We start from the raw sequence: 19600 nt of genomic DNA, 5'->3' as shown, positions 1-19600 counted from the left end.
GCAATTGGCGGTGTTTCTTTCCTGTGTCGGGAATATGCGTTAAAAAGCTGAAACACCCGCGTGGCTCCCTCATTGCCGCGCGATTGCTAAAAAGATGACGGAGCCTTCGGGCTCCGTTTTCTATTTTGTGGATCCCGTTATCACACCGGAATCTGTAACAATCTGCGCCAGCCGTGCCACCAGCAAATTCGCCATTTCCTGTGAGCTGATGTTGGGAAAACCCATCAGCAAACCGTTAGGCCGCAGCCGGTCGTGGCGAACGCGGCGCAGAACCTGCCAGTCGGAAAGCGCCTGCACCGCCAGCCCCTGTTCACGCGCATTTTTGGCAATCAGCGCATCATCCAGCTCGCGGCTGAGCGTGGAACAAAGCTGGATCCCCCCTGCCTGCTGGTTTATCTGTAAAACATCCTGTGAAAACGCCGCCGTCAGCGCCTGTTCCAGATAACCACGCCGTTCGGCGTAAAGCTGGCGCATGCGTTTCAGATGCCGGTAAAAATGCCCCTGATCGATAAACTCGGTGATGCTCGCCTGAATCAGCGGCGGCGTGCCGCAGATCCGCAGCGGGCAATAGGCTTCGATTTTTTCCACCAGACTTTCCGGCACCACAACGTATCCGCAACGCAGCGCCGGAAACATGACTTTGCTGAATGTCCCGGCATAAATCACCCGCCCCTGCGTATCAAGACTTTTTAGCGAAGGCAGCGGCTGGCCGTGATAGCGGAATTCGCTGTCGTAATCATCTTCGATAATCCACGCCTGTTCTTTTGCCGCCCAGTCCAGCAGCGCCATGCGCCGCGAAAGGCTCATTGTCACGCCGAGCGGGCTTTGATGAGCGGGTGTCACCACGGCAAAACGGGCGTGCGAATGTTGCGCCACGGCCTGCGGAACGTTCATGCCCTCTGCATCGACATTCACCGCGACCAGCGTGGCACCGGCGGCGCGGAAAAACGCCTGCGTGACCGGATAGCCGGGATCTTCCAGCCAGACGCCGTCGCCCGGCTGCAAAAGGCTGCCGATAATCAGATCCAGCACCGGCGCATATCCGCCGCAAATAAAAATCTGTTCGGGGCGGCAGGTAAAGCCACGGGAAAGCTGAAGATATCGCGTCACTGACGCACGCAGCGCGTCAATGCCGGTCAGCGGCGGATGGCCCAGATCGTTCATCGCGGTATGACGGCTCTGGCGCGCCACAATACGTGACCAGATCGCACGCGGAAAAGCATCGAGCGCAGGCAGGCCAAGCTGGAAAGGTAGCGACGAGACGGAAGGCAGCATCGGGTTAATCGGTTTGCGCGGCGCGGGTTTCGTGGCGGACGACGGCACGGATGCGGATAGACTTTCCGGCGCACTGACCACGGTTCCCGCCTGCCCGCGGCTTTGCAGGAAACCTTCTGCCGTCAGCAGGCCGTAGGCGTTTTCCACGGTCGCACGCGCCACGCCCAACTCGCTGGCCAGCGCACGCACAGAAGGCACCCGGCTGCCCCGTTTGAGTTGCCCTTCCATGATCGCCCGTTTTACGCGCTGATAAATCTGGCGGTAAAGCGGTGCCTTGTGCTGCGGATCGAGGGAAAAAACGAGGCTAAAGCGGCTCATCATGACCTGCTTAAAGAGAGTTTTTATGGCCCTGTAGTATAGACCATATCCCGCGTAAAGTAGCCGTCATTGAGATGCGCGGCGCATCCATTTATCACTCAATTTCACCACAGGAAATCATCATGAATACGCTTCGTTTGCCATACTTCTCCCTGTCCTCTTCCGTGATGGAGCCGATGAAAGCCGCTCTCGGCGCGCTGGAAAATGGCCCGCTGGATAACGTGATCATCGAGCTGGCGTTCCTGCGCGTTTCACAAATCAACGGCTGTGCGTATTGCCTGGATATGCATTCCAAAGCGCTGCGCAAAATGGATGTGAATCAGACCAAGCTGGATCAGCTGGCGGGATGGCAGGTGAGCCATGCCTATTCTGAACGCGAACGTGCCGCTCTGGCCTGGTCAGAATCGCTGACGCTGATTGCCGCGACCGGCGCACCGGACAGCGCGTTTGAACCGCTGAAAGCACATTTCAGCGATGTGGAAATTTCAGAACTGACTTTTGCTATCGGTCTGATGAATGCGTTTAACCGTCTGGCTGTGGGTATGCGGCAGTAAGTTTCGCAATTTACGCAGTGCGTTTTTTAAACACGTCTCTGCGCGAAAATCTGAACCAAAAAAGTTTTCTCCCGCCAGCCCGCTTCCTGCGGGCTTTGTCGTTTTTGCAATAAGCAATTTTAGAAAATCTACATATTGTGTGGTTGAAAAATATAATCACTACATCTAGTATTCAATGCATCGGGACGCCACGATGGCACCGAATCTCGCGCCTCTTCCCGGCTGAAGCAGTGGCACAGCGGGTGAGGCAAAAATTGTCTCTGATTTCTTACCAGATGGAAATACGAATCATGAGCATTATTATTTACAGTAAACCAGACTGTGTCCAGTGCAACGCGACGTACCGTGCATTAGATAAACATGGCATCGCCTATGAAGTGATCGATTTAACGCGGGATGCTCAGGCGCTCAGCCAGGTGCGTGCGATGGGTTATCAGCAGGTTCCGGTGATTGTCGCCGGTGACGATCACTGGTCTGGTTTCCGCCCCGATAAAATCAGCGAACTTCGCCAGCTTCAGGGCGCGTGCTGAGGATCGGCGGATGAATCCGTTGGTCTATTTTTCCAGCAGTTCAGAAAACACCCATCGTTTCGTCGGCAGAACCGGATTGCCGGCGATCCGCATCCCGATTGACCGTCAGCCTGAAAAATTGCGTGTCACCTCGCCGTACATTCTGGTGGTGCCAAGTTACGGCGGCGGTTCTTCGAAAGGCGCAGTGCCGACGCAGGTGATCCGTTTTCTGAACGATGAACATAACCGTTCACTCATCCGCGGCGTTATTGCTGCCGGGAATACCAATTTCGGCGCAGCGTATTGCATAGCCGGTGACATCATCGCCCAGAAGTGTCAGGTGCCTTACCTGTATCGCTTTGAATTACTGGGTACGCCGGAAGACGTTGCAAAGGTTACACAGGGAGTTACTGAATTTTGGCAACGACAGAAATGAATCTCACCGACCCCGGCACCCGCAGCCCGGACTATCACGCGCTGAACGCGATGCTGAATCTGTTCGACGCTGACGGCCAGATTCAGTTTGATAAAGACCGCCTGGCCGCGCGCCAATACTTCCTGCAACACGTCAATCAGAACACGGTTTTCTTCCACGATCTGGCGGAAAAACTGCGTTATCTGGTGGAAGAAGGCTATTACGAAGCCGACGTGCTGGATCGTTACGAATTTGAGGATATCAAGCGTCTGTTCAAACGGGCTTACGCTCACAAATTCCGTTTCCAGACCTTTCTGGGCGCGTTCAAGTATTACACCAGCTACACGCTGAAAACTTTCGATGGCAAACGCTATCTTGAGCGTTACGAAGACCGCGTGTGTATGGTCGCGATGACGCTGGCGCACGGGGATATCCAGCTCGCGGGGCAGTTTGTCGATGAGATTATTTCCGGCCGCTTCCAGCCTGCCACACCAACCTTCCTGAACTGCGGCAAGAAACAGCGCGGCGAACTGGTGTCCTGTTTCCTGTTGCGCATCGAAGACAACATGGAATCCATCGGCCGTTCGGTGAACTCGGCGCTGCAATTGTCGAAACGCGGCGGCGGCGTGGCGTTTATGCTGACCAATATCCGCGAAGTCGGCGCCCCTATTAAGCGCATCGAAAACCAGTCTTCCGGCGTGATTCCGATCATGAAAATGCTGGAAGATGCGTTCTCGTATGCCAATCAGCTCGGCGCGCGTCAGGGCGCGGGCGCGGTGTATCTGAACGCGCACCACCCGGATATTCTGCGTTTCCTGGATACCAAACGTGAAAACGCCGACGAGAAAATCCGCATCAAAACGCTGTCCCTCGGCGTGGTGATCCCGGATATCACGTTCGAACTGGCGAAGAATAACGAAGATATGTATCTGTTCTCGCCTTATCACGTCGAGAAAGTTTACGGCGTGCCGATGTCCGAAATCAGCATCACCGAGAAATACCGAGAGATGGTGAATGACAAACGCATTCACAAAAGCAAAATCAACGCGCGCGAATTCTTTCAGGTGCTGGCGGAAATTCAGTTTGAATCCGGCTATCCGTACATGATGTTCGAGGACACGGTAAACCGCGCCAATCCGATCAAAGGTCGCATCAATATGAGCAACCTGTGTTCGGAGATTTTGCAGGTGAACTCGCCAACGGTTTACGGCGAAGATCTGTCGTATCAGCAAATTGGCAAAGACATTTCCTGTAACCTCGGCTCGCTGAATATTGCTTCGGCGATGGATTCACCGGACTTCGGTAATACGGTGGAAATGGCGGTTCGCGCTCTGACGGCGGTATCGGATATGAGCCATATCCGCTCGGTGCCGTCCATCGATCAGGGGAATCAGGATTCCCACGCCATCGGCCTCGGACAGATGAACCTGCACGGTTATCTGTGCCGCGAGCGGATTTATTACGGCTCGGAAGAAGGGCTGGATTTCACCAATATCTATTTCTGCACTGTCGCTTTCCACGCGATCCGCGCCTCGAACCAGATTGCCATCGAACGTCAGCAATCCTTCAAAGGCTTTGCCGATTCGACCTACGCCAGCGGCGCATATTTTGATAAATACGTCGATGACGCGCTGGCCGCGAAATGGCAGCCGAAAACCGCGCGCGTTCGTGAGCTGTTTGCGGACAGCGGAATTCACATTCCGACTCTCGCGGACTGGGCCGAACTGCAAGCCTCGGTGATGCAGCACGGCCTCTATAACCAGAACTTACAGGCGGTGCCGCCGACCGGTTCGATTTCTTACATCAATAATTCGACGTCGAGTATTCACCCGATTGTGTCCCGCGTGGAAATCCGCAAAGAGGGCAAGATTGGCCGTGTGTATTATCCGGCGGCATTTATGACCAACGACAATCTGGATTATTACCAGGATGCGTACGAAATCGGCCCGGAAAAAATCATTGATACTTACGCCGAAGCCACGCAGCACGTCGATCAGGGGCTGTCGCTGACGCTGTTCTTCCGCGATACCGCCACCACGCGCGACATCAACAAAGCGCAGATCTACGCCTGGCGTAAAGGCATCAAAACCATTTATTACATCCGTCTGCGCCAGATGGCGCTGGAAGGCACCGAAGTTCAGGGCTGCGTTTCCTGCACGCTGTAACCGATTGAAAGGACGTAAAGATGAGCGCAGTAAAACAATTGTTAGTGCCGCAGCCGGTCAGTAAAGCGATCAACTGGAACAAGATCCAGGACGATAAGGATCTGGAAGTCTGGAACCGTCTGACCTCCAACTTCTGGCTGCCGGAAAAAGTGCCGTTATCCAACGATATTCCGTCCTGGGCGACGCTGAGCGCGCAAGAGAAACAGCTGACGATCCGCGTATTTACCGGCCTGACGCTGCTCGATACCGTGCAAAACGTGGTTGGCGCACCGACGCTGATGAAAGACGCCGTGACGCCGCACGAAGAAGCGGTTTACTCGAATATCTGCTTTATGGAAGCGGTACATGCGCGTTCTTACAGCTCGATTTTCTCGACGCTGTGCGCCACCGTGGATGTGGACGAAGCCTATCGCTGGAGCGAGGAAAACATTGCGCTGCAAAATAAAGCGGCGATCATATTGTCGTATTACGACGGCGAAGATCCGCTGATGAAGAAAGTCGCCAGCGTGTTCCTCGAATCCTTCCTGTTTTATTCCGGTTTCTATCTGCCGATGTACTGGTCGAGCCGCGCCAAACTTACCAATACCGCAGATCTGATCCGTCTGATCATCCGCGACGAAGCGGTTCACGGCTATTACATCGGCTATAAATTCCAGAAAGCGCTGGCGCTGGAAAGTGAAGAACGTCAGCGGCAGATTAAAGAGCAGGCGTTTGATCTGATTCAGGATTTGTATGATAACGAGATCCGCTACACCGAAGAGTTGTACGACGGCGTAGGCTGGAGCGAAGACGTGAAGAAATTCCTGCACTACAACGCCAACAAAGCGCTGATGAATCTCGGCTACGAAGCGCTGTTTCCGGCCAGCATGGCAGACGTCAACCCGGCGATCCTCTCAGCATTATCGCCAAACGCCGACGAAAACCACGACTTCTTCTCTGGATCCGGCTCTTCCTACGTGATCGGCAAAGCGGTCAACACCGAAGATGAGGACTGGGATTTCTAAGTAGCCCCTTGTGAATCGGCAGTTTTGCCTTTGCTCCTTCCTCTCTCACGAGGGGAAGGCTGGGATGGGGTGTTGGTTTCGCAACCGGCGCGGCGACTCAGTGGCCATTAATACCCCACCCCAACCCTCCCCTTCGCAGGGGAAGGAGCTAAAAACAGCTTCCGGTGTTGCCCTTATTGCTCTGAGCGTTAGTATAGAAACAGTGTTTCAAAAACCTACGCATTCAAAAAGGAAACATCATGCTTTACGCTGCCTCACCTTCGCGCTACGAAACCATGCAATTTCGCCGCTGCGGCCAGAGTGGTTTAAAACTCCCTGCACTTTCTCTCGGTTTGTGGCACAGCTTCGGCCATGTCAGCCCGCTGGAATCTCAGCGCGCCCTGCTGCAAAAAGCCTTTGATTTAGGCATCACGCACTTCGATCTGGCAAACAACTACGGGCCGCCTCCGGGTTCCGCCGAAGAGAATTTTGGCAAGTTGCTGCGTCAGGATTTTTCGTCTTACCGCGATGAGCTGATTATCTCCACCAAAGCCGGTTACGACATGTGGCCCGGCCCTTACGGCTCCGGCGGTTCACGCAAATATCTGCTGGCGAGTCTGGATCAAAGCCTGCAACGCATGAGGCTGGATTACGTCGATATTTTCTATTCGCATCGTGTCGATGAAGAAACGCCGATGGAAGAAACCGCCGCCGCGCTGGCTTACGCCGTGCAAAGCGGTAAGGCGCTGTATGTCGGGATTTCGTCTTATTCGCCGGAACGTACGCAGAAAATGGCAGAACTGCTGCGCGAGCTGAAAGTGCCGCTGCTGATCCATCAGCCGTCTTACAATCTGCTGAACCGTTGGGTGGATAAAAGCGGTCTGCTGGATACGCTCAAACAAAACGGCGCGGGCTGCATCGCGTTCACGCCGCTGGCGCAAGGGCTGCTGACCGGTAAGTATCTGAACGGGATCCCGGACGGTTCTCGGATGCAGGTGGAAGGTAATAAAGTGCGCGGTTTGAATGAAAAAATGCTGACGGATGAAAACCTCAACAGCCTGCGTTTGCTCAATGAAATGGCGCAAAAGCGCGGCCAGAGCATGGCGCAGATGGCACTGAGCTGGTTGCTGAAAGACGATCGCGTGACGTCCGTGCTGATTGGCGCCAGCCGCCCTGAACAGCTGGAAGAAAACGTTAAAGCGCTGGAAAACCTGCGCTTCTCCGCCGGAGAGCTGGCAGAGATTGATCAGTACGTCTCAGACGGTCAGTTAAATCTGTGGCAGGCATCGTCAGATAAATAATCAGTCATTCAAAGGCGGATAATATTTATTCGCCTTTTTAATAAAGAAGCGTTAACTCATTAATTCCAGACGGCGCGCTGTTTCATAATGATTCACCCAATACTGATTATCCAGTGACGATATTGTCACCCCTTCAATTTTAGAAGCATGAATAAACTGATTGTCGCCAATATAAACACCCACATGGCGATCGGCATCTGTCGTTTTGAAAAAGACCAAATCGCCCGGCAGAAGGTTATTTTTATTCACTTTTTTGCCGTTTTTTATTTGCTCAAAGGTCGTGCGTGGCAACGGATGATGCAGGGAATCATTGAACAAATGTTGCATCAGCGCCGAGCAGTCAACGCCCTGGTGCGTGGTGCCGCCCAGATGATACTGCGTACCTTTCCAGTGGGAATATTGGGATAACAATGCCGTTTTAATTTCGTCGGGGTCGCCATTATTACCGGATAAAGACGCTTCATTGTGTAATTTAAAAATTTCTTTATGGGAATAGTTCTTTTTCCCGAGAGACGTGAATTCCTTTGGCAATTCGAAGGCAAAGGAATTCACACTAAAGAAAGAAGAGATAATCAGTAATAACAAATAGACAGGCGTTTTAATACGAAACATGCGAACGTTCTTTTTTCAAAAAATAAAATTCTTCCTTACCTGTAGACCAGCGTAGAAGGCGGGTGACTCGTCGTTGAGTGCGCAAATAATAACCGACGAGCAAAAAATAACCACCTGAAAACGAGTCCAAAATGAGACTTTCTAATTTTTGGCTGTTAGCCCCCTTTAGAGGAAAGGGGGCGGAAGGAATTCAGGAGAAGAATTTCGCCAGCACGAAAAGCCCGACGGAAACGTTGATCGCTCCGCCGATGCGGGTGGCGATTTGGGCGAAAGGCATCAGCGTCATGCGGTTGCCGGAGGTCAGGATTGCCACGTCGCCGGTACCGCCCTGCCCGCTCTGGCAGCAGGAAACAATCGCCACATCAATCGGATGCATACCGATTTTTTTCCCGACGTAAAAACCGGTGCCGACCAGCGCCAGCACGGTGGTGACAATCACCAGCAGGTTCTGCACGGTAAATGCGTTGATCAGTTCCTGCCACGGTGTAATCGCCACGCCGACGGCGAACAGCACCGGATAGGTTACGGCCGTGCGGAAGAATTTATACACCGTCATCGAGCCGTGCTGAATGGTCGGCGAAATGCCGTTTGCCAGTTTCACCAGCACCGCCGCGAATAACATTCCGACCGGAGCTGGCAGGCCAATCCATTTCTGCCCGAGCATTCCGACCATGTACAACAGGATCGCCAGCAACGCACCGCAAGCCAGCGCGTTGACGCCGGGATTGCCCTGGAACTCATCGGTTCCGCTGCCAATATTGCCTTCTTTGGTTGGCATCAGCGAACCTTCACCGGTCAGATGCGGATAACGTTTTCCGAGCTGATTCAGTACGCCCGCCAGCACAATCGCCGTCAGGCCGCCGAGCATGACAATCGGCAGGATCCGCCCGAGCGCCACGCCTTGCTCCATGTGTAGAATGGTCGCGTAACCCATCGACAGCGGGATCGCGCCTTCGCCGACGCCACCGGCCATGATCGGCAGGATCAGGAAGAAGAAGGTTTGCACCGGCGGTAAGCCTAACGCCGTGCCCATCACCATTCCGGCCATCATCCCGACAATTTCACCGCACAGCATCGGCACGAAGATCCGCATAAAGCCCTGGATCAGTACCTGACGGTTCATGCTCATAATGCTGCCGACAATAATGCAGCAGATGTAGAGATACAGAATGTTGGTGGATTTATAGAATTTGACCGTGGAATCGACCACGACGTCCGGCAGCAGGCCGTAATGCACCATCGCCGACGGAATAAAGGTGGCGCAAATCGCCGCCGCGCCGAGTTTGCCGACCACCGGCAGACGCTTTCCAAATTCCCCGCAGGCAAAGCCGAAGAACGCCAGCGTCGCGACCATCACCACGATATCGCTGGGCAGTTTGCCGTTCAGGCAATCCAGCAGGATCAGCACGCCCGCCAGCAGGAAAAACGGCAGCGGGATAATCCCTATCTTGTAGTTATCCAGAATGTGCCACCATTTTTGTCGGGCTGACATGCCGGAGGTTTTTGTTTCTTTGACAGCGATGTAGGAATCGTCAGTTGTGCTCATGACATTGCCTCTTTCTTGTGAAGTCTTTTCTTATTGATGGTCTGAGCATATGAAAATGGCCGGTCAGCCGGATGTGAGGTTGTTCAAATTAAAACCGCAGGGATAAAGGTTGTTATGGTGTTTATGGAGTTAATGCGTCCAAATTTATAAGGATTATCAGATAAGTAGTAAAACCCGCAATTATCCCTGCAATCACTGTGTGAATTGCATTCTATTTATCTTCTTCGTTCACAACTTCGCTTATGTCAGATTACGGCGGCGTTTTCGCCGTGATACGCTTATTCGATGTGTGTGTCAGGGCGGGCTTGCGGCGGGAAGTATGAAATTAAGATTACCTTTTCAGGTAAAGCTCTTTTTATCTCTGGTGGTATTTTCCTGCCTGTTGCTGGTGCTGCTGGGCGCTATTTTGTTTCATATCATCGACCGCCAGTTGCATCACGATCTGGGGCAGCGCGCCAGAGTTCAGGCCAGCCAAATCGCGCTGATGCCGGGGCTGGCGGAGAAAGTCGCCCGTCGCGATGTACCGGGAATTGCCCGTCTTATTCAGCCGTTACGCGATAAAAGTGATGCCAGTTATATCGTGATTGGCGATGTCCGCGAGCGGCATCTTTATCACTCGGAATCCCCAGAAAGAATAGACCTGCCGATGATTGGCGGCGATAACGCGGAAGTGCTTGCCGGGAAAACCATTATATCGGTGCGTCAGGGCGGTATCGGCGTTTCATTACGCAGCAAAGCGCCGATCCTCGACGAAAATAATCAGGTCATCGGCATTGTGTCGGTCGGCTATCTCACGTCTTACATCGACAATATTAACGGTCACCGTCTGGCGCAGGCCGGTTTATACGGTCTTCTTCTTTTATTACTGCTGTTTATTTTCTCGTGGATGTTTACCCGCAACGTCAAAAAGCAAATGTTCTGGCTCGAACCCAAAGATATTGCGCTGCTGGTTCGCCAGCAAAAAGCGTTGCTGGAAGCTATGTACGAAGGCGTATTTGCAATTAACGCCGAAAAACAGCTGATTTCCATTAACCGCGCCGCGCGGGAATTGCTCGATATCCGCCAGCCAGAAAACGAGCTGCTCGGCAAACCGCTCGAAGAGGTGCTCCACACGCCGCCCGCGTTCTTTATCGAAAACGCGAGTCAGGACAAAAACAGCCGTCATGATCAGATAACCGTGCTCAACCAGCGCCAGGTGATCGTGAACCGCGTGCCGATCGAGCTGGAGCCAGGCAAAGAAAGCGGATGGGTGTTCAGCTTCCGCGATAAAAATGACATTAACACGCTGAGCAGCCAGCTGAGTCAGGTGAAACGTTACGCCGACAGCCTGCGCATCATGCGCCATGAACAGCTGAACTGGACGGCGACGCTGGCCGGTTTGCTGCAAATGCAGCGTTACGATGACGCGATGCATTACATTCAGGCACAGTCGGAAGGCGCGCAGGCGGTGCTGGATTTCGTGTCAGCGCGCTTTACGTCACCCGCCCTTTGCGGGCTGCTGCTGGGGAAATTCGTCAGTGCACGCGAGAAAGGCGTCGAGCTGGTGTTTGATCCGGCGTGTCAGTTAACCCGGATCCCGCCGGTCATCGGCGAAACCGAGCTGATGTCGGTGATCGGTAACCTGCTCGATAACGCCGTGGACGCCACGCTGAAAGCCGGCGCGCCAGTTTCCCCGGTAGAACTGTATATTTCAGACAGGAACCGCGAGCTGCTGATTGAGGTGGCGGATCGCGGTGGCGGCGTCGATGATGCCCTGAAGCCGAATCTGTTTGAACAAGGCGTCACCTCGAAGCCCTCCGGCGGCGATGAGATGACCGGCGCGGAGCACGGCATCGGGCTTTATCTGGTGGCCGGTTATGTCCGTCAGGCAGGCGGCAGCATCGAAATCTCAGACAATGCGCCTCAGGGTACGATATTTTCAGTGTTTATCCCGTATCCGTCAGAGAGATCAACAGGACAGCAACATGAATAACAGCAGCGCACTCGATGTCGTGATTGTGGAAGACGAGCCGCACCTTGCCGGTCTGCACCGTGATTTTATCGAGCAAAACTTTAACCTGCGCGTGGTGGGGATTGCCGCCACGCTGGAACAGGCCCGTTCGCTATTGCGGCTGCATCAGCCGAGGCTGGTACTTCTGGATAATTATCTGCCGGATGGTCAGGGCGTGGATCTGATCGACAGTCCGTTGCTCAAAAGCTTCGACTGCTCGGTGATTTTCATCACGGCCGCCAGCGATATGCAGACGTGCAGCCACGCCATGCGCAGCGGCGCGTTTGACTACATCATCAAACCGGTGTCGTTCCATCGCCTGCGCAGTTCGCTTGAGCGATTTATGCAACTGGTGCAAACCCTGCGCAATGTGAAAGTGGTCGATCAGCGCGCGCTGGATAAGTTGTTTAATCTGCCCGCCAGCGAGACGCCGCCAGCCCCTTCCGCGAAAGGGATTGAGCCGAATACGCTGGAACTGGTGCAGCGGGTTTTCACCGCAAAACCTGACGTCAGCTGGTCAGTGGAACAGGTGGTTGAAGAGGTGGGGATCAGTAAAACCACCGGACGCCGTTATCTGGAATATTGTGTGGAAATTGGTTTTATCGGCGTCGAGATGCAGTACGGTAATATCGGCCATCCGAGGCGTTTGTATCGGAAAATAGTGACTGAGGAAAAGTCCCCGCCCTGAGTCTGAATTATGGCGCTCTGCCCCCTGAATTTCGCCTTCACGGCCAGCGGTTTCGCTGGCCAAATTCCCGAATCTCCCCTTACTCAGGGCGATTATTTACGCAAATATTCACCTTTCAGACAACCGGTAAATTCAGGTCTTTCGGCGCAGGCTGAATTCGCTATTTTCACATTGGAAATTCCGCTGAAATTCTTGCATCCCTCCGTCTTATCTCCTCAATTAAAACCGCCTAAAACCCCTCAAAATGAAAAGTTATTAAATCATTTAAAATCATATAATTACTTATATTTTCTGCAAAACATATGCATTGGATAATTAGGTGAACAACAATAATCACAGAACCCTGAAATTTGTCATTCAATGTCAATGCAGGCTGACTTAAATTAGACACACGTAATACATAAAAATACGCTTCCCGTAACGCAACCATGAATATCCATCAGAAACATTGAGACTTGTCTCAGAATTTCGATGTGTTAGGGTATACGCCGCTCACTATTTTGTAACAGGCAAAAACCTATACGTTCCAACAGAAAAATTAGACATCGAGCCGATACGGCTATTTATATCCAAGGAATGCACATTGCATGGCAATTAAAATCGAAGTAAAAAATCTTTATAAGGTGTTTGGCGAGAACCCGGATCGCGCTTTCAAGATGATTGACGCCGGAAAGGGTAAAGAAGAAATTTTTGAGAAAACCGGTCTGTCACTTGGCGTTAAAGATGCCAGTCTGGCCATTGAAGAAGGCGAGATTTTCGTCATCATGGGGTTATCCGGTTCCGGTAAATCCACCATGGTACGCCTTCTCAATCGTCTGATAGAGCCCACTCGCGGCGAAGTGCTGATTGACGGCGAAGACATCGCCAAAATCTCAGAATCAAAGTTACGCCAGGTGCGTCGCAGTAAAATCAGTATGGTGTTTCAGTCTTTTGCGCTGATGCCTCACCTCACCGTGATAAATAATACGGCGTTTGGTATGGAGCTGGCCGGTGTGCCGGTGGCAGAGCGCAATGCCAAAGCGCTGGATGCGCTGCGTCAGGTCGGGCTGGAAAACTATGCCAATTCCTATCCGGATGAATTGTCCGGAGGGATGCGTCAGCGCGTCGGCTTAGCCCGTGCGATGGCTAATAACCCTGACATTCTGCTGATGGATGAAGCCTTCTCGGCGCTTGATCCGTTAATCCGTACCGAAATGCAGGATGAGCTGGTGAAACTGCAGGCGCAGCATCAGCGCACTATCGTGTTTATTTCCCATGACCTCGACGAAGCCATGCGCATCGGCGACCGCATTGCGATTATGCAGGGCGGCGAAGTGGTTCAGGTCGGTACGCCGGAAGATATCCTCAATAACCCGGCCAATGATTATGTCCGCACCTTTTTCCGTGGTGTTGATATCAGTCAGGTCTTCAGCGCCAAAGACATTGCCCGCCGTCGTGGCGCGCTCATTCGTAAAACCCCCGGTTTTGGTCCGCGTGCCGCACTCAAGCTGCTCGAAGATGAAGACCGCGAATATGGTTATGTGCTGGAACGCGGACAGAAATTCATCGGCGTTGTGTCGATTGAATCCCTGAAAACCGCGCTGAAAGCCAATCAGCCGCTGGAAAGCGCCCTGCTGGAATCTCCGGCACCGGTGCAGGCAGATATGCCGCTCAGCGAACTGATTTCTCATGTTGCCGCCGCGCCTTGCGCTGTGCCGGTGATCAATGAGGACAATAACTATATCGGCATTATTTCCAAGGCCATGCTGCTTCAGGCTCTGGATAAAGAAGGAGGTAACGAATGAGCTACTCAACCATAAACAATTCAATTCTTCAGCACGCGCAGGCCGCTCAGGCTCAGCCGCTGGATGCTTCCGTTGATCCGTGGAGTGCCGATAACGCCAGCGGTGGCATTGAGTCGCAGCCCGACGCGGCAGCCAGTTCCGCCGGTGGCGATCCGTGGGGTGGCAGCAGTGATGCGGCGACCAGCGCGCCGGATACAACGCACCACGCCGCCGCACAGGCCAACGACTGGCTGAGCGTCGCACCGGAACAGCATCAGCATTTCAACATTCTGGATCCGTTTCACAGTACGCTGATCCCGCTCGACCACTGGGTGACTACCGGGATCGACTGGCTGGTCGGCAACTTCCGTCCGGTATTCCAGGGGATCCGCGTCCCGGTCGATTTCGTGCTGAGCGGTTTTCAAAATGGTCTTGAATCCTTGCCCGCGCCGATTGCAATTCTGGTCTTCGCCCTGCTCGCCTGGCAGATGGCCGGTTTAGGTATGGGTGCCGCCACGCTGGTTTCTCTGGTTCTGATCGGCGCAATCGGCGCATGGTCGCAGGCCATGGTGACGCTGGCGCTGGTTCTGACCTCGCTGTTCTTCTGTATTCTGATCGGTTTGCCGATGGGAATATGGCTTGCGCGCAGTCAGCGGGCGGCGAAAATTATCCGGCCACTGCTGGATGCCATGCAGACCACACCGGCGTTCGTGTATCTGGTGCCGATCGTGATGTTGTTTGGTATCGGTAACGTACCGGGCGTCGTGGTCACCATTATCTTCGCCCTGCCGCCGGTCGTGCGTCTGACAATTTTGGGGATCAACCAGGTGCCGGAAGATCTGATCGAAGCCGCGAAATCCTTCGGGTCCAGCCCGAGCCAGATGTTGTTTAAAGTTCAGCTTCCGCTGGCGATGCCGACCATCATGGCCGGTATCAACCAGACGCTGATGCTGGCGCTGTCGATGGTGGTTATTGCCTCGATGATCGCCGTCGGCGGTCTGGGTCAGATGGTTCTGCGCGGGATTGGCCGTCTGGATATGGGCCTCGCGTCGGTCGGTGGTGCGGGTATCGTGATTCTCGCCATCATCCTCGACCGCCTGACGCAGTCAATGGGCCGCGACAGCCGCAGCAAAGGTGGCCACCGCTGGTTCACCCGCGGGCCGGTCGGTCTGGTGATGAAGCCTTTCGTTAAAAAAGCCTGATTCATACACGGCACTTTTCCCGGCGGTTCGCTGCCGGGAACTCTCAAAAAGCTAAAACAACGCAGTCCACTCCAATCCACTCATAAGCTATCAACTTAAAAAAAGAGGATTCACCATGCGTACAACATCGATTTTGGCGGTCGCCGCCCTCACCACATTTGCCACGGCCACGACCTTCGCCGCCGATCTTCCGGGCAAAGGCGTCAGCGTGACACCCATTCAAAGCACCATCAGCGAAGAGACTTTCCAGACCGAACTGGTGAACAAGGCGCTGCAAAAACTGGGCTACGACGTTCAGCCGACCCGTGAAGTGGATTACAACGTCGGCTACACCACGATTGCCGCCGGTGATGCCACGTTTACTGCCGTCAACTGGTCGCCGCTGCATGATGAAATGTACAAAGCCGCCGGTGGTGACAAAGCTTTTTATCGCGAAGGGACCTATGTGACGGGTGCCGCACAAGGCTGGCTCATCGATAAGAAAACCGCCGAGCAATATCACATCACCAACATCGAACAGCTTAAAGATCCGAAACTCGCCAAACTGTTTGATACCAACGGTGACGGCAAAGCCGATCTGACCGGTTGTACGCCGGGCTGGGGCTGTGAAGCGGCGATCAATGAACAGCTGAAAGCCTACGGCCTGGAAAAAACCGTGACGCATAATCAGGGTAACTATTCCGCAATGATCGCCGACACCATCACGCGATACAAAGAAGGTAAACCGATTTTCTATTACACCTGGACACCGTACTGGGTCAGCAATGTGCTGGTTCCGGGCAAAGATGTGTTGTGGATGCAGGTACCGTTCTCCGTCGTACCGGGTGATAAAAACGCCGATACCACCTTGCCAAACGGCAAGAACTACGGCTTTGCGGTGAGCACCATGCACATCGTGGCCAACAAGGCCTGGGCTGAGAAAAACCCGGCTGCCGCGAAGCTGTTTGCCATCATGAAATTACCGCTGAAAGACATCAATGCGCAAAACGCCGCGATGCACGCGGGTAAAAACTCGGATGCTGATATCGATGCGCAGACCGACGGCTGGATTAAAGCCCACCAGGAAGAGTTCGATGGCTGGGTGAAAGAAGCCGCTGCGGCCGCGAAGTAACCGAAAATCCACTCAGTAAGACCAGCGGGCGGGGAGAAATCTCCGCCCGTTTTTTTGTGCGCAATTGCCGCCGTGTGTATTAGTGTGTATAATTACGCATCATCAAGGAGAGCCCATGAAATCGACGGAATTGATTAAAGAGCTGCTTGCGGCGGGTTGTGAACTTAAGCGTCACCGGGGAGGAAGTCATCAGATTTGGTGGTCGCCCATCACCAACAAAACCTTTCCGGTTCCACACCCTAAGAATGATTTGCCTATGGGAACTCTCAAATCCATTAAGAAAATGGCAGGGATATGATCCTGCAACGGGAGGTTGAATATGTTCTTTTCAGTCGGTCTTGAAACGCCTAAAGATGACAAAAACGCTTACGGCATGGTGGTGCCCGCATTTACCGCATTTGATTATGGATGTTTTTCTGCGGCGGATACCCGCGAAGAAATCGCGCCAATGGTGCGTGAAGCCATCCTGATGACGGTTGAGGATCTGCTCGAAAGCGAACGGTACGTGGTGGATGATATTTTCGATGCCGGGCATTTAGTCTATGCAGCCAATCCTGAGTATGCCGACTTTGATACCTGGTTTCTGATTGATATCGATCTCTCAGAATTTGAAGGAAAAGCGCATCGCATTAATATTTCCCTGCCCGATACGTTAATCAAACGTATTGATAACAAAGTGAAAGAGCATCCTTCTTATCGCGATCGCAGCCACTTTCTGGCGATGGCGGCACGAAAAGAATTACTGGCCTGAATGCCGGGCGGGGAGAAATCTCCGCCCGTTTTTTTGTGCTTACACCATGTCGTCTTCGGAGATTGCCAGAAAGCGTTGCCCGGCCAGGGACATCGTGGTTTGCCAGACACAAAAAACCTGACGGCGTGGCGCGTTTTCGATTGGGATCGACACCAGATCGCTGCCGGCCTGAATCCGTGAAAGCGGCACAATGCCGACGGCGAGCGAGCGGCGGACGATATTTTCCAGCCACTCGATATGATCGATTTCAAAGCTGACATGGCGGGTAATTCCGGCTTCTTTGAAGGCGTTATCAGTCTGGCGGCGCGCACCGGAACCGGCATAGAAATCCACCAGCGGCACCTGCGCCAGCTCGCTTAACGCCACCGTTCCGCGTTGCGCGTAAACATGGTTCGGGCTGACCAGCGCCACCAGCGGTTCATCACAAAGCTGGCGGTGTGGCAGTTTGATCGACGCTCTGTCACCCGGCCACAGGCCGACAAAGGCCACGTCGGTGCGCCCCTGTTGCACGTCTTCCAGCAGTTTTTCACTCATTCCTACGTAGAGCCGGATATTCACCCTCGGATAGCGTTGAGTAAAACGCGCCAACTGACCGACTATATCTATCGCGTTCAGCGTTGATATCGTCCCGACTGTGAGTGTGCCGCTGATCTCGCCTTTCAGGGCTTCCATGGTGTCGAGCAATTCCCCCTGCGCGGCCAGAAATTTCTCTGCAGGGGCCAGAAAAGCACGGCCAGCAGCGGTCAGTTTGACCTGTCTGGACGTCCTCTCGAACAGCGTGCTGCCCAGCTCTTCCTCCAGTTTTGCAATCTGGTGGCTCAGTGCAGACTGCACGGTATGGCAGCGCTGCGCCGCCCGGGTAAAGTTCTGTTCCTGCGCCACGGCAAGGGCAAATCGGATCTGTTTGAGGTTCATCGATCAATCGCAAAATGAGATAGTTTTAATCAAAACTATACATTGGTTTAATATTTAAGAGTGAACGATACTGGGCATCTGCTGCATTCCTGAAGTTTCACGCCAGCGGCTTATCGCTATCTCCAATAAAAAAGACTGACTTTCATAATGAAAAACTCAAAAACACCTGTAGCGCTGAGCCCGGCGCTGATCATGCTGATGGCGGTGGCCACCGGGCTTGCCGTCGCCAGTAACTATTATCCGCAACCGCTGCTGGAAACCATTGCGCGCGCGTTCGATCTTTCCGTCAATCAGGCCGGTTTCATCGTCACCGTCGCGCAGCTGGGTTATGCCTGCGGGCTGATGTTTATCGTTCCGCTGGGCGATATGTTTGAACGTCGTAACCTGATTGTGCTGATGACACTGCTTTCCGCCGCCGGATTGCTGATCACCGCGATGGCCCCGACGCTGACTATCATGCTGGTGGGTACGGCCCTGACCGGGCTGTTCTCGGTGGTGGCGCAGATTCTGGTGCCGCTGGCGGCGACGCTGGCGGAACCGGAACGGCGCGGTAAAGTGGTCGGGCTGATTATGTCCGGCCTGTTGCTGGGTATTCTGCTGGCCCGGACGGTTGCCGGTGCGCTGGCAACGCTCGGCGGCTGGCGTACGGTGTACTGGGTTGCCAGTGCGCTGATGATAATTATGGCGCTGGTGCTGTGGCGTAAACTGCCAAAACATCAGCAACATACGGATCTGAATTATCCGCAACTGCTCAAATCCATCTTCACACTGTTTATCCACACGCCGGTTTTGCGCACGCGCGCGCTGATCGGTATGTTCTGTTTTGCCAACTTCAGCATTTTGTGGACGTCGATGGCGTTCCTGCTGGCCGGCCCGGCGTATCACTATTCCGAAGGGGTGATTGGCCTCTTTGGTCTGGTCGGCGCGGCGGGGGCGCTGGCGGCTACGCGTGCGGGACATCTGGCCGATAAAGGCAAAGCGCATCTGACGACAACGGCAGGGCTGGTGCTGCTTTTGCTGTCCTGGGCGGCGATAGCTTACGGCCAGCATTCGGTGATATCTCTGATCGTCGGCATCATCGTATTGGACCTTTCGGTTCAGGGCGTGCACATCACCAACCAAAGCGTGATTTACAAATCGATGCCGGAAGCGCGTAACCGCCTGACTGCAGGTTACATGACGACATACTTTATTGGCGGTGCGGTCGGGTCTCTGGTGTCGGCTTCGGCGTATCAAACGGCGGGCTGGTATGGCGTCTCGGTGGCAGGCACCATCATGTGCGTCCTGAATTTACTCGTCTGGCTGAAAGGGTATAAACATAAGCTGACCTGATAACGGACGAAATCAGACCAGGAGGGAATCATCACCCCTCCTGATTAGCTTGCGAATAGTCATATAAGAAATTTATTTGAACCAAAGGGTGTTAACAATACTTACAGTCTGGTAATGTTTACGCCATAAATTATTCGCCGGCTTTCTCCCGGTTTCACAATGTTTTAAAC

The 19600-nt window shown here is 53.6% G+C and carries 18 protein-coding genes; 14 read left to right on the top strand and 4 right to left on the bottom strand.

Annotated elements, in window-relative coordinates; all coding sequences use genetic code 11:
• Positions 1–120: 120 nt before the first annotated feature.
• A complete protein-coding gene (gene pdxR, locus ACM5QY_RS08315) occupies positions 121–1593 on the bottom strand; it encodes a MocR-like pyridoxine biosynthesis transcription factor PdxR (protein WP_416122846.1) in 1473 nt (490 codons plus the stop codon).
• A 122-nt stretch (positions 1594–1715) separates the two neighbouring features.
• On the opposite strand from pdxR, the gene ACM5QY_RS08310 reads away from it, so the two are divergent.
• From ACM5QY_RS08310 to mgrA, 6 genes are all read left to right on the top strand, one after another.
• A complete protein-coding gene (locus ACM5QY_RS08310; protein WP_416120149.1) occupies positions 1716–2147 on the top strand; it encodes a carboxymuconolactone decarboxylase family protein in 432 nt (143 codons plus the stop codon).
• A gap of 290 nt (positions 2148–2437) precedes the next feature.
• The gene (gene nrdH / locus ACM5QY_RS08305) at positions 2438–2677 is read left to right on the top strand and encodes a glutaredoxin-like protein NrdH (protein WP_416120148.1); all 240 of its coding nucleotides are present in this window, start codon (positions 2438–2440) and stop codon (positions 2675–2677) included.
• A gap of 10 nt (positions 2678–2687) precedes the next feature.
• Entirely contained in the window at positions 2688–3092 is a 405-nt protein-coding gene (gene nrdI / locus ACM5QY_RS08300; RefSeq protein WP_416120147.1) for a class Ib ribonucleoside-diphosphate reductase assembly flavoprotein NrdI, read from the top strand.
• Positions 3074–5236: a class 1b ribonucleoside-diphosphate reductase subunit alpha gene (gene nrdE, locus ACM5QY_RS08295; protein ID WP_416120145.1), complete on the top strand. Its 2163-nt coding sequence runs from the start codon at positions 3074–3076 to the stop codon at positions 5234–5236. The genes nrdI and nrdE overlap by 19 nt, the downstream gene beginning before the upstream one ends.
• Positions 5237–5256: 20 nt before the next feature.
• Positions 5257–6240: a class 1b ribonucleoside-diphosphate reductase subunit beta gene (nrdF, locus tag ACM5QY_RS08290; protein ID WP_416120144.1), complete on the top strand. Its 984-nt coding sequence runs from the start codon at positions 5257–5259 to the stop codon at positions 6238–6240.
• 239 nt (positions 6241–6479) lie between these two features.
• Positions 6480–7520, top strand: coding sequence for an L-glyceraldehyde 3-phosphate reductase (gene mgrA, locus ACM5QY_RS08285; RefSeq protein WP_416120143.1), 1041 nt, complete (start codon positions 6480–6482; stop codon positions 7518–7520).
• A 51-nt stretch (positions 7521–7571) separates the two neighbouring features.
• Here mgrA and ACM5QY_RS08280 read toward each other — a convergent pair whose 3' ends face one another.
• Entirely contained in the window at positions 7572–8132 is a 561-nt protein-coding gene (locus tag ACM5QY_RS08280) for an NlpC/P60 family protein (RefSeq protein WP_416120142.1), read from the bottom strand.
• A gap of 190 nt (positions 8133–8322) precedes the next feature.
• Complete coding sequence (locus ACM5QY_RS08275) at positions 8323–9678, bottom strand: 2-hydroxycarboxylate transporter family protein (RefSeq protein ID WP_416120141.1); 1356 nt, start codon at positions 9676–9678, stop codon at positions 8323–8325.
• 319 nt (positions 9679–9997) lie between these two features.
• Between ACM5QY_RS08275 and ACM5QY_RS08270 the strand changes: the two genes are divergently transcribed.
• The 7 genes from ACM5QY_RS08270 (at position 9998) to ACM5QY_RS08240 (ending at position 17183) form a co-directional block, all read left to right on the top strand.
• Positions 9998–11650, top strand: a complete 1653-nt coding sequence (locus ACM5QY_RS08270; protein WP_416120140.1) for an ATP-binding protein — start codon at positions 9998–10000, stop codon at positions 11648–11650.
• On the top strand, positions 11643–12356 hold the full coding sequence (locus ACM5QY_RS08265) for a response regulator (RefSeq protein WP_416120139.1): 714 nt from the start codon (positions 11643–11645) through the stop codon (positions 12354–12356). Before ACM5QY_RS08270 ends, ACM5QY_RS08265 begins: the two co-directional genes overlap by 8 nt.
• A gap of 587 nt (positions 12357–12943) precedes the next feature.
• Entirely contained in the window at positions 12944–14140 is a 1197-nt protein-coding gene (gene proV, locus ACM5QY_RS08260) for a glycine betaine/L-proline ABC transporter ATP-binding protein ProV (RefSeq protein WP_416120138.1), read from the top strand.
• A complete protein-coding gene (gene proW / locus ACM5QY_RS08255) occupies positions 14137–15321 on the top strand; it encodes a glycine betaine/L-proline ABC transporter permease ProW (protein WP_416120137.1) in 1185 nt (394 codons plus the stop codon). The genes proV and proW overlap by 4 nt, the downstream gene beginning before the upstream one ends.
• A gap of 115 nt (positions 15322–15436) precedes the next feature.
• Positions 15437–16432 carry a glycine betaine/L-proline ABC transporter substrate-binding protein ProX gene (gene proX / locus ACM5QY_RS08250; RefSeq protein ID WP_416120136.1) on the top strand — a complete coding sequence of 332 codons (996 nt, stop codon included), beginning with the start codon at positions 15437–15439 and terminating at the stop codon, positions 16430–16432.
• Between the two features lie 115 nt (positions 16433–16547).
• Positions 16548–16730, top strand: a complete 183-nt coding sequence (locus ACM5QY_RS08245; protein ID WP_416120135.1) for a type II toxin-antitoxin system HicA family toxin — start codon at positions 16548–16550, stop codon at positions 16728–16730.
• Positions 16731–16751: 21 nt separating this feature from the next.
• Positions 16752–17183 (top strand): type II toxin-antitoxin system HicB family antitoxin, encoded by a 432-nt coding sequence (locus tag ACM5QY_RS08240; protein ID WP_416120134.1) that lies wholly within the window; start codon positions 16752–16754, stop codon positions 17181–17183.
• A 39-nt stretch (positions 17184–17222) separates the two neighbouring features.
• On the opposite strand, the gene ACM5QY_RS08235 is transcribed toward ACM5QY_RS08240, so the two are convergent.
• The gene (locus tag ACM5QY_RS08235) at positions 17223–18098 is read right to left on the bottom strand and encodes a LysR family transcriptional regulator (protein WP_416120133.1); all 876 of its coding nucleotides are present in this window, start codon (positions 18096–18098) and stop codon (positions 17223–17225) included.
• Positions 18099–18245: 147 nt separating this feature from the next.
• Between ACM5QY_RS08235 and ACM5QY_RS08230 the strand changes: the two genes are divergently transcribed.
• Positions 18246–19430: an MFS transporter gene (locus ACM5QY_RS08230; protein WP_416120132.1), complete on the top strand. Its 1185-nt coding sequence runs from the start codon at positions 18246–18248 to the stop codon at positions 19428–19430.
• Positions 19431–19600 lie beyond the last annotated feature (170 nt).

Source organism: Rahnella sp. PCH160 (assembly GCF_047784855.1).
Classification (GTDB): domain Bacteria; phylum Pseudomonadota; class Gammaproteobacteria; order Enterobacterales; family Enterobacteriaceae; genus Rahnella.
This window is presented reverse-complemented; position numbering and strand designations above follow the sequence as displayed.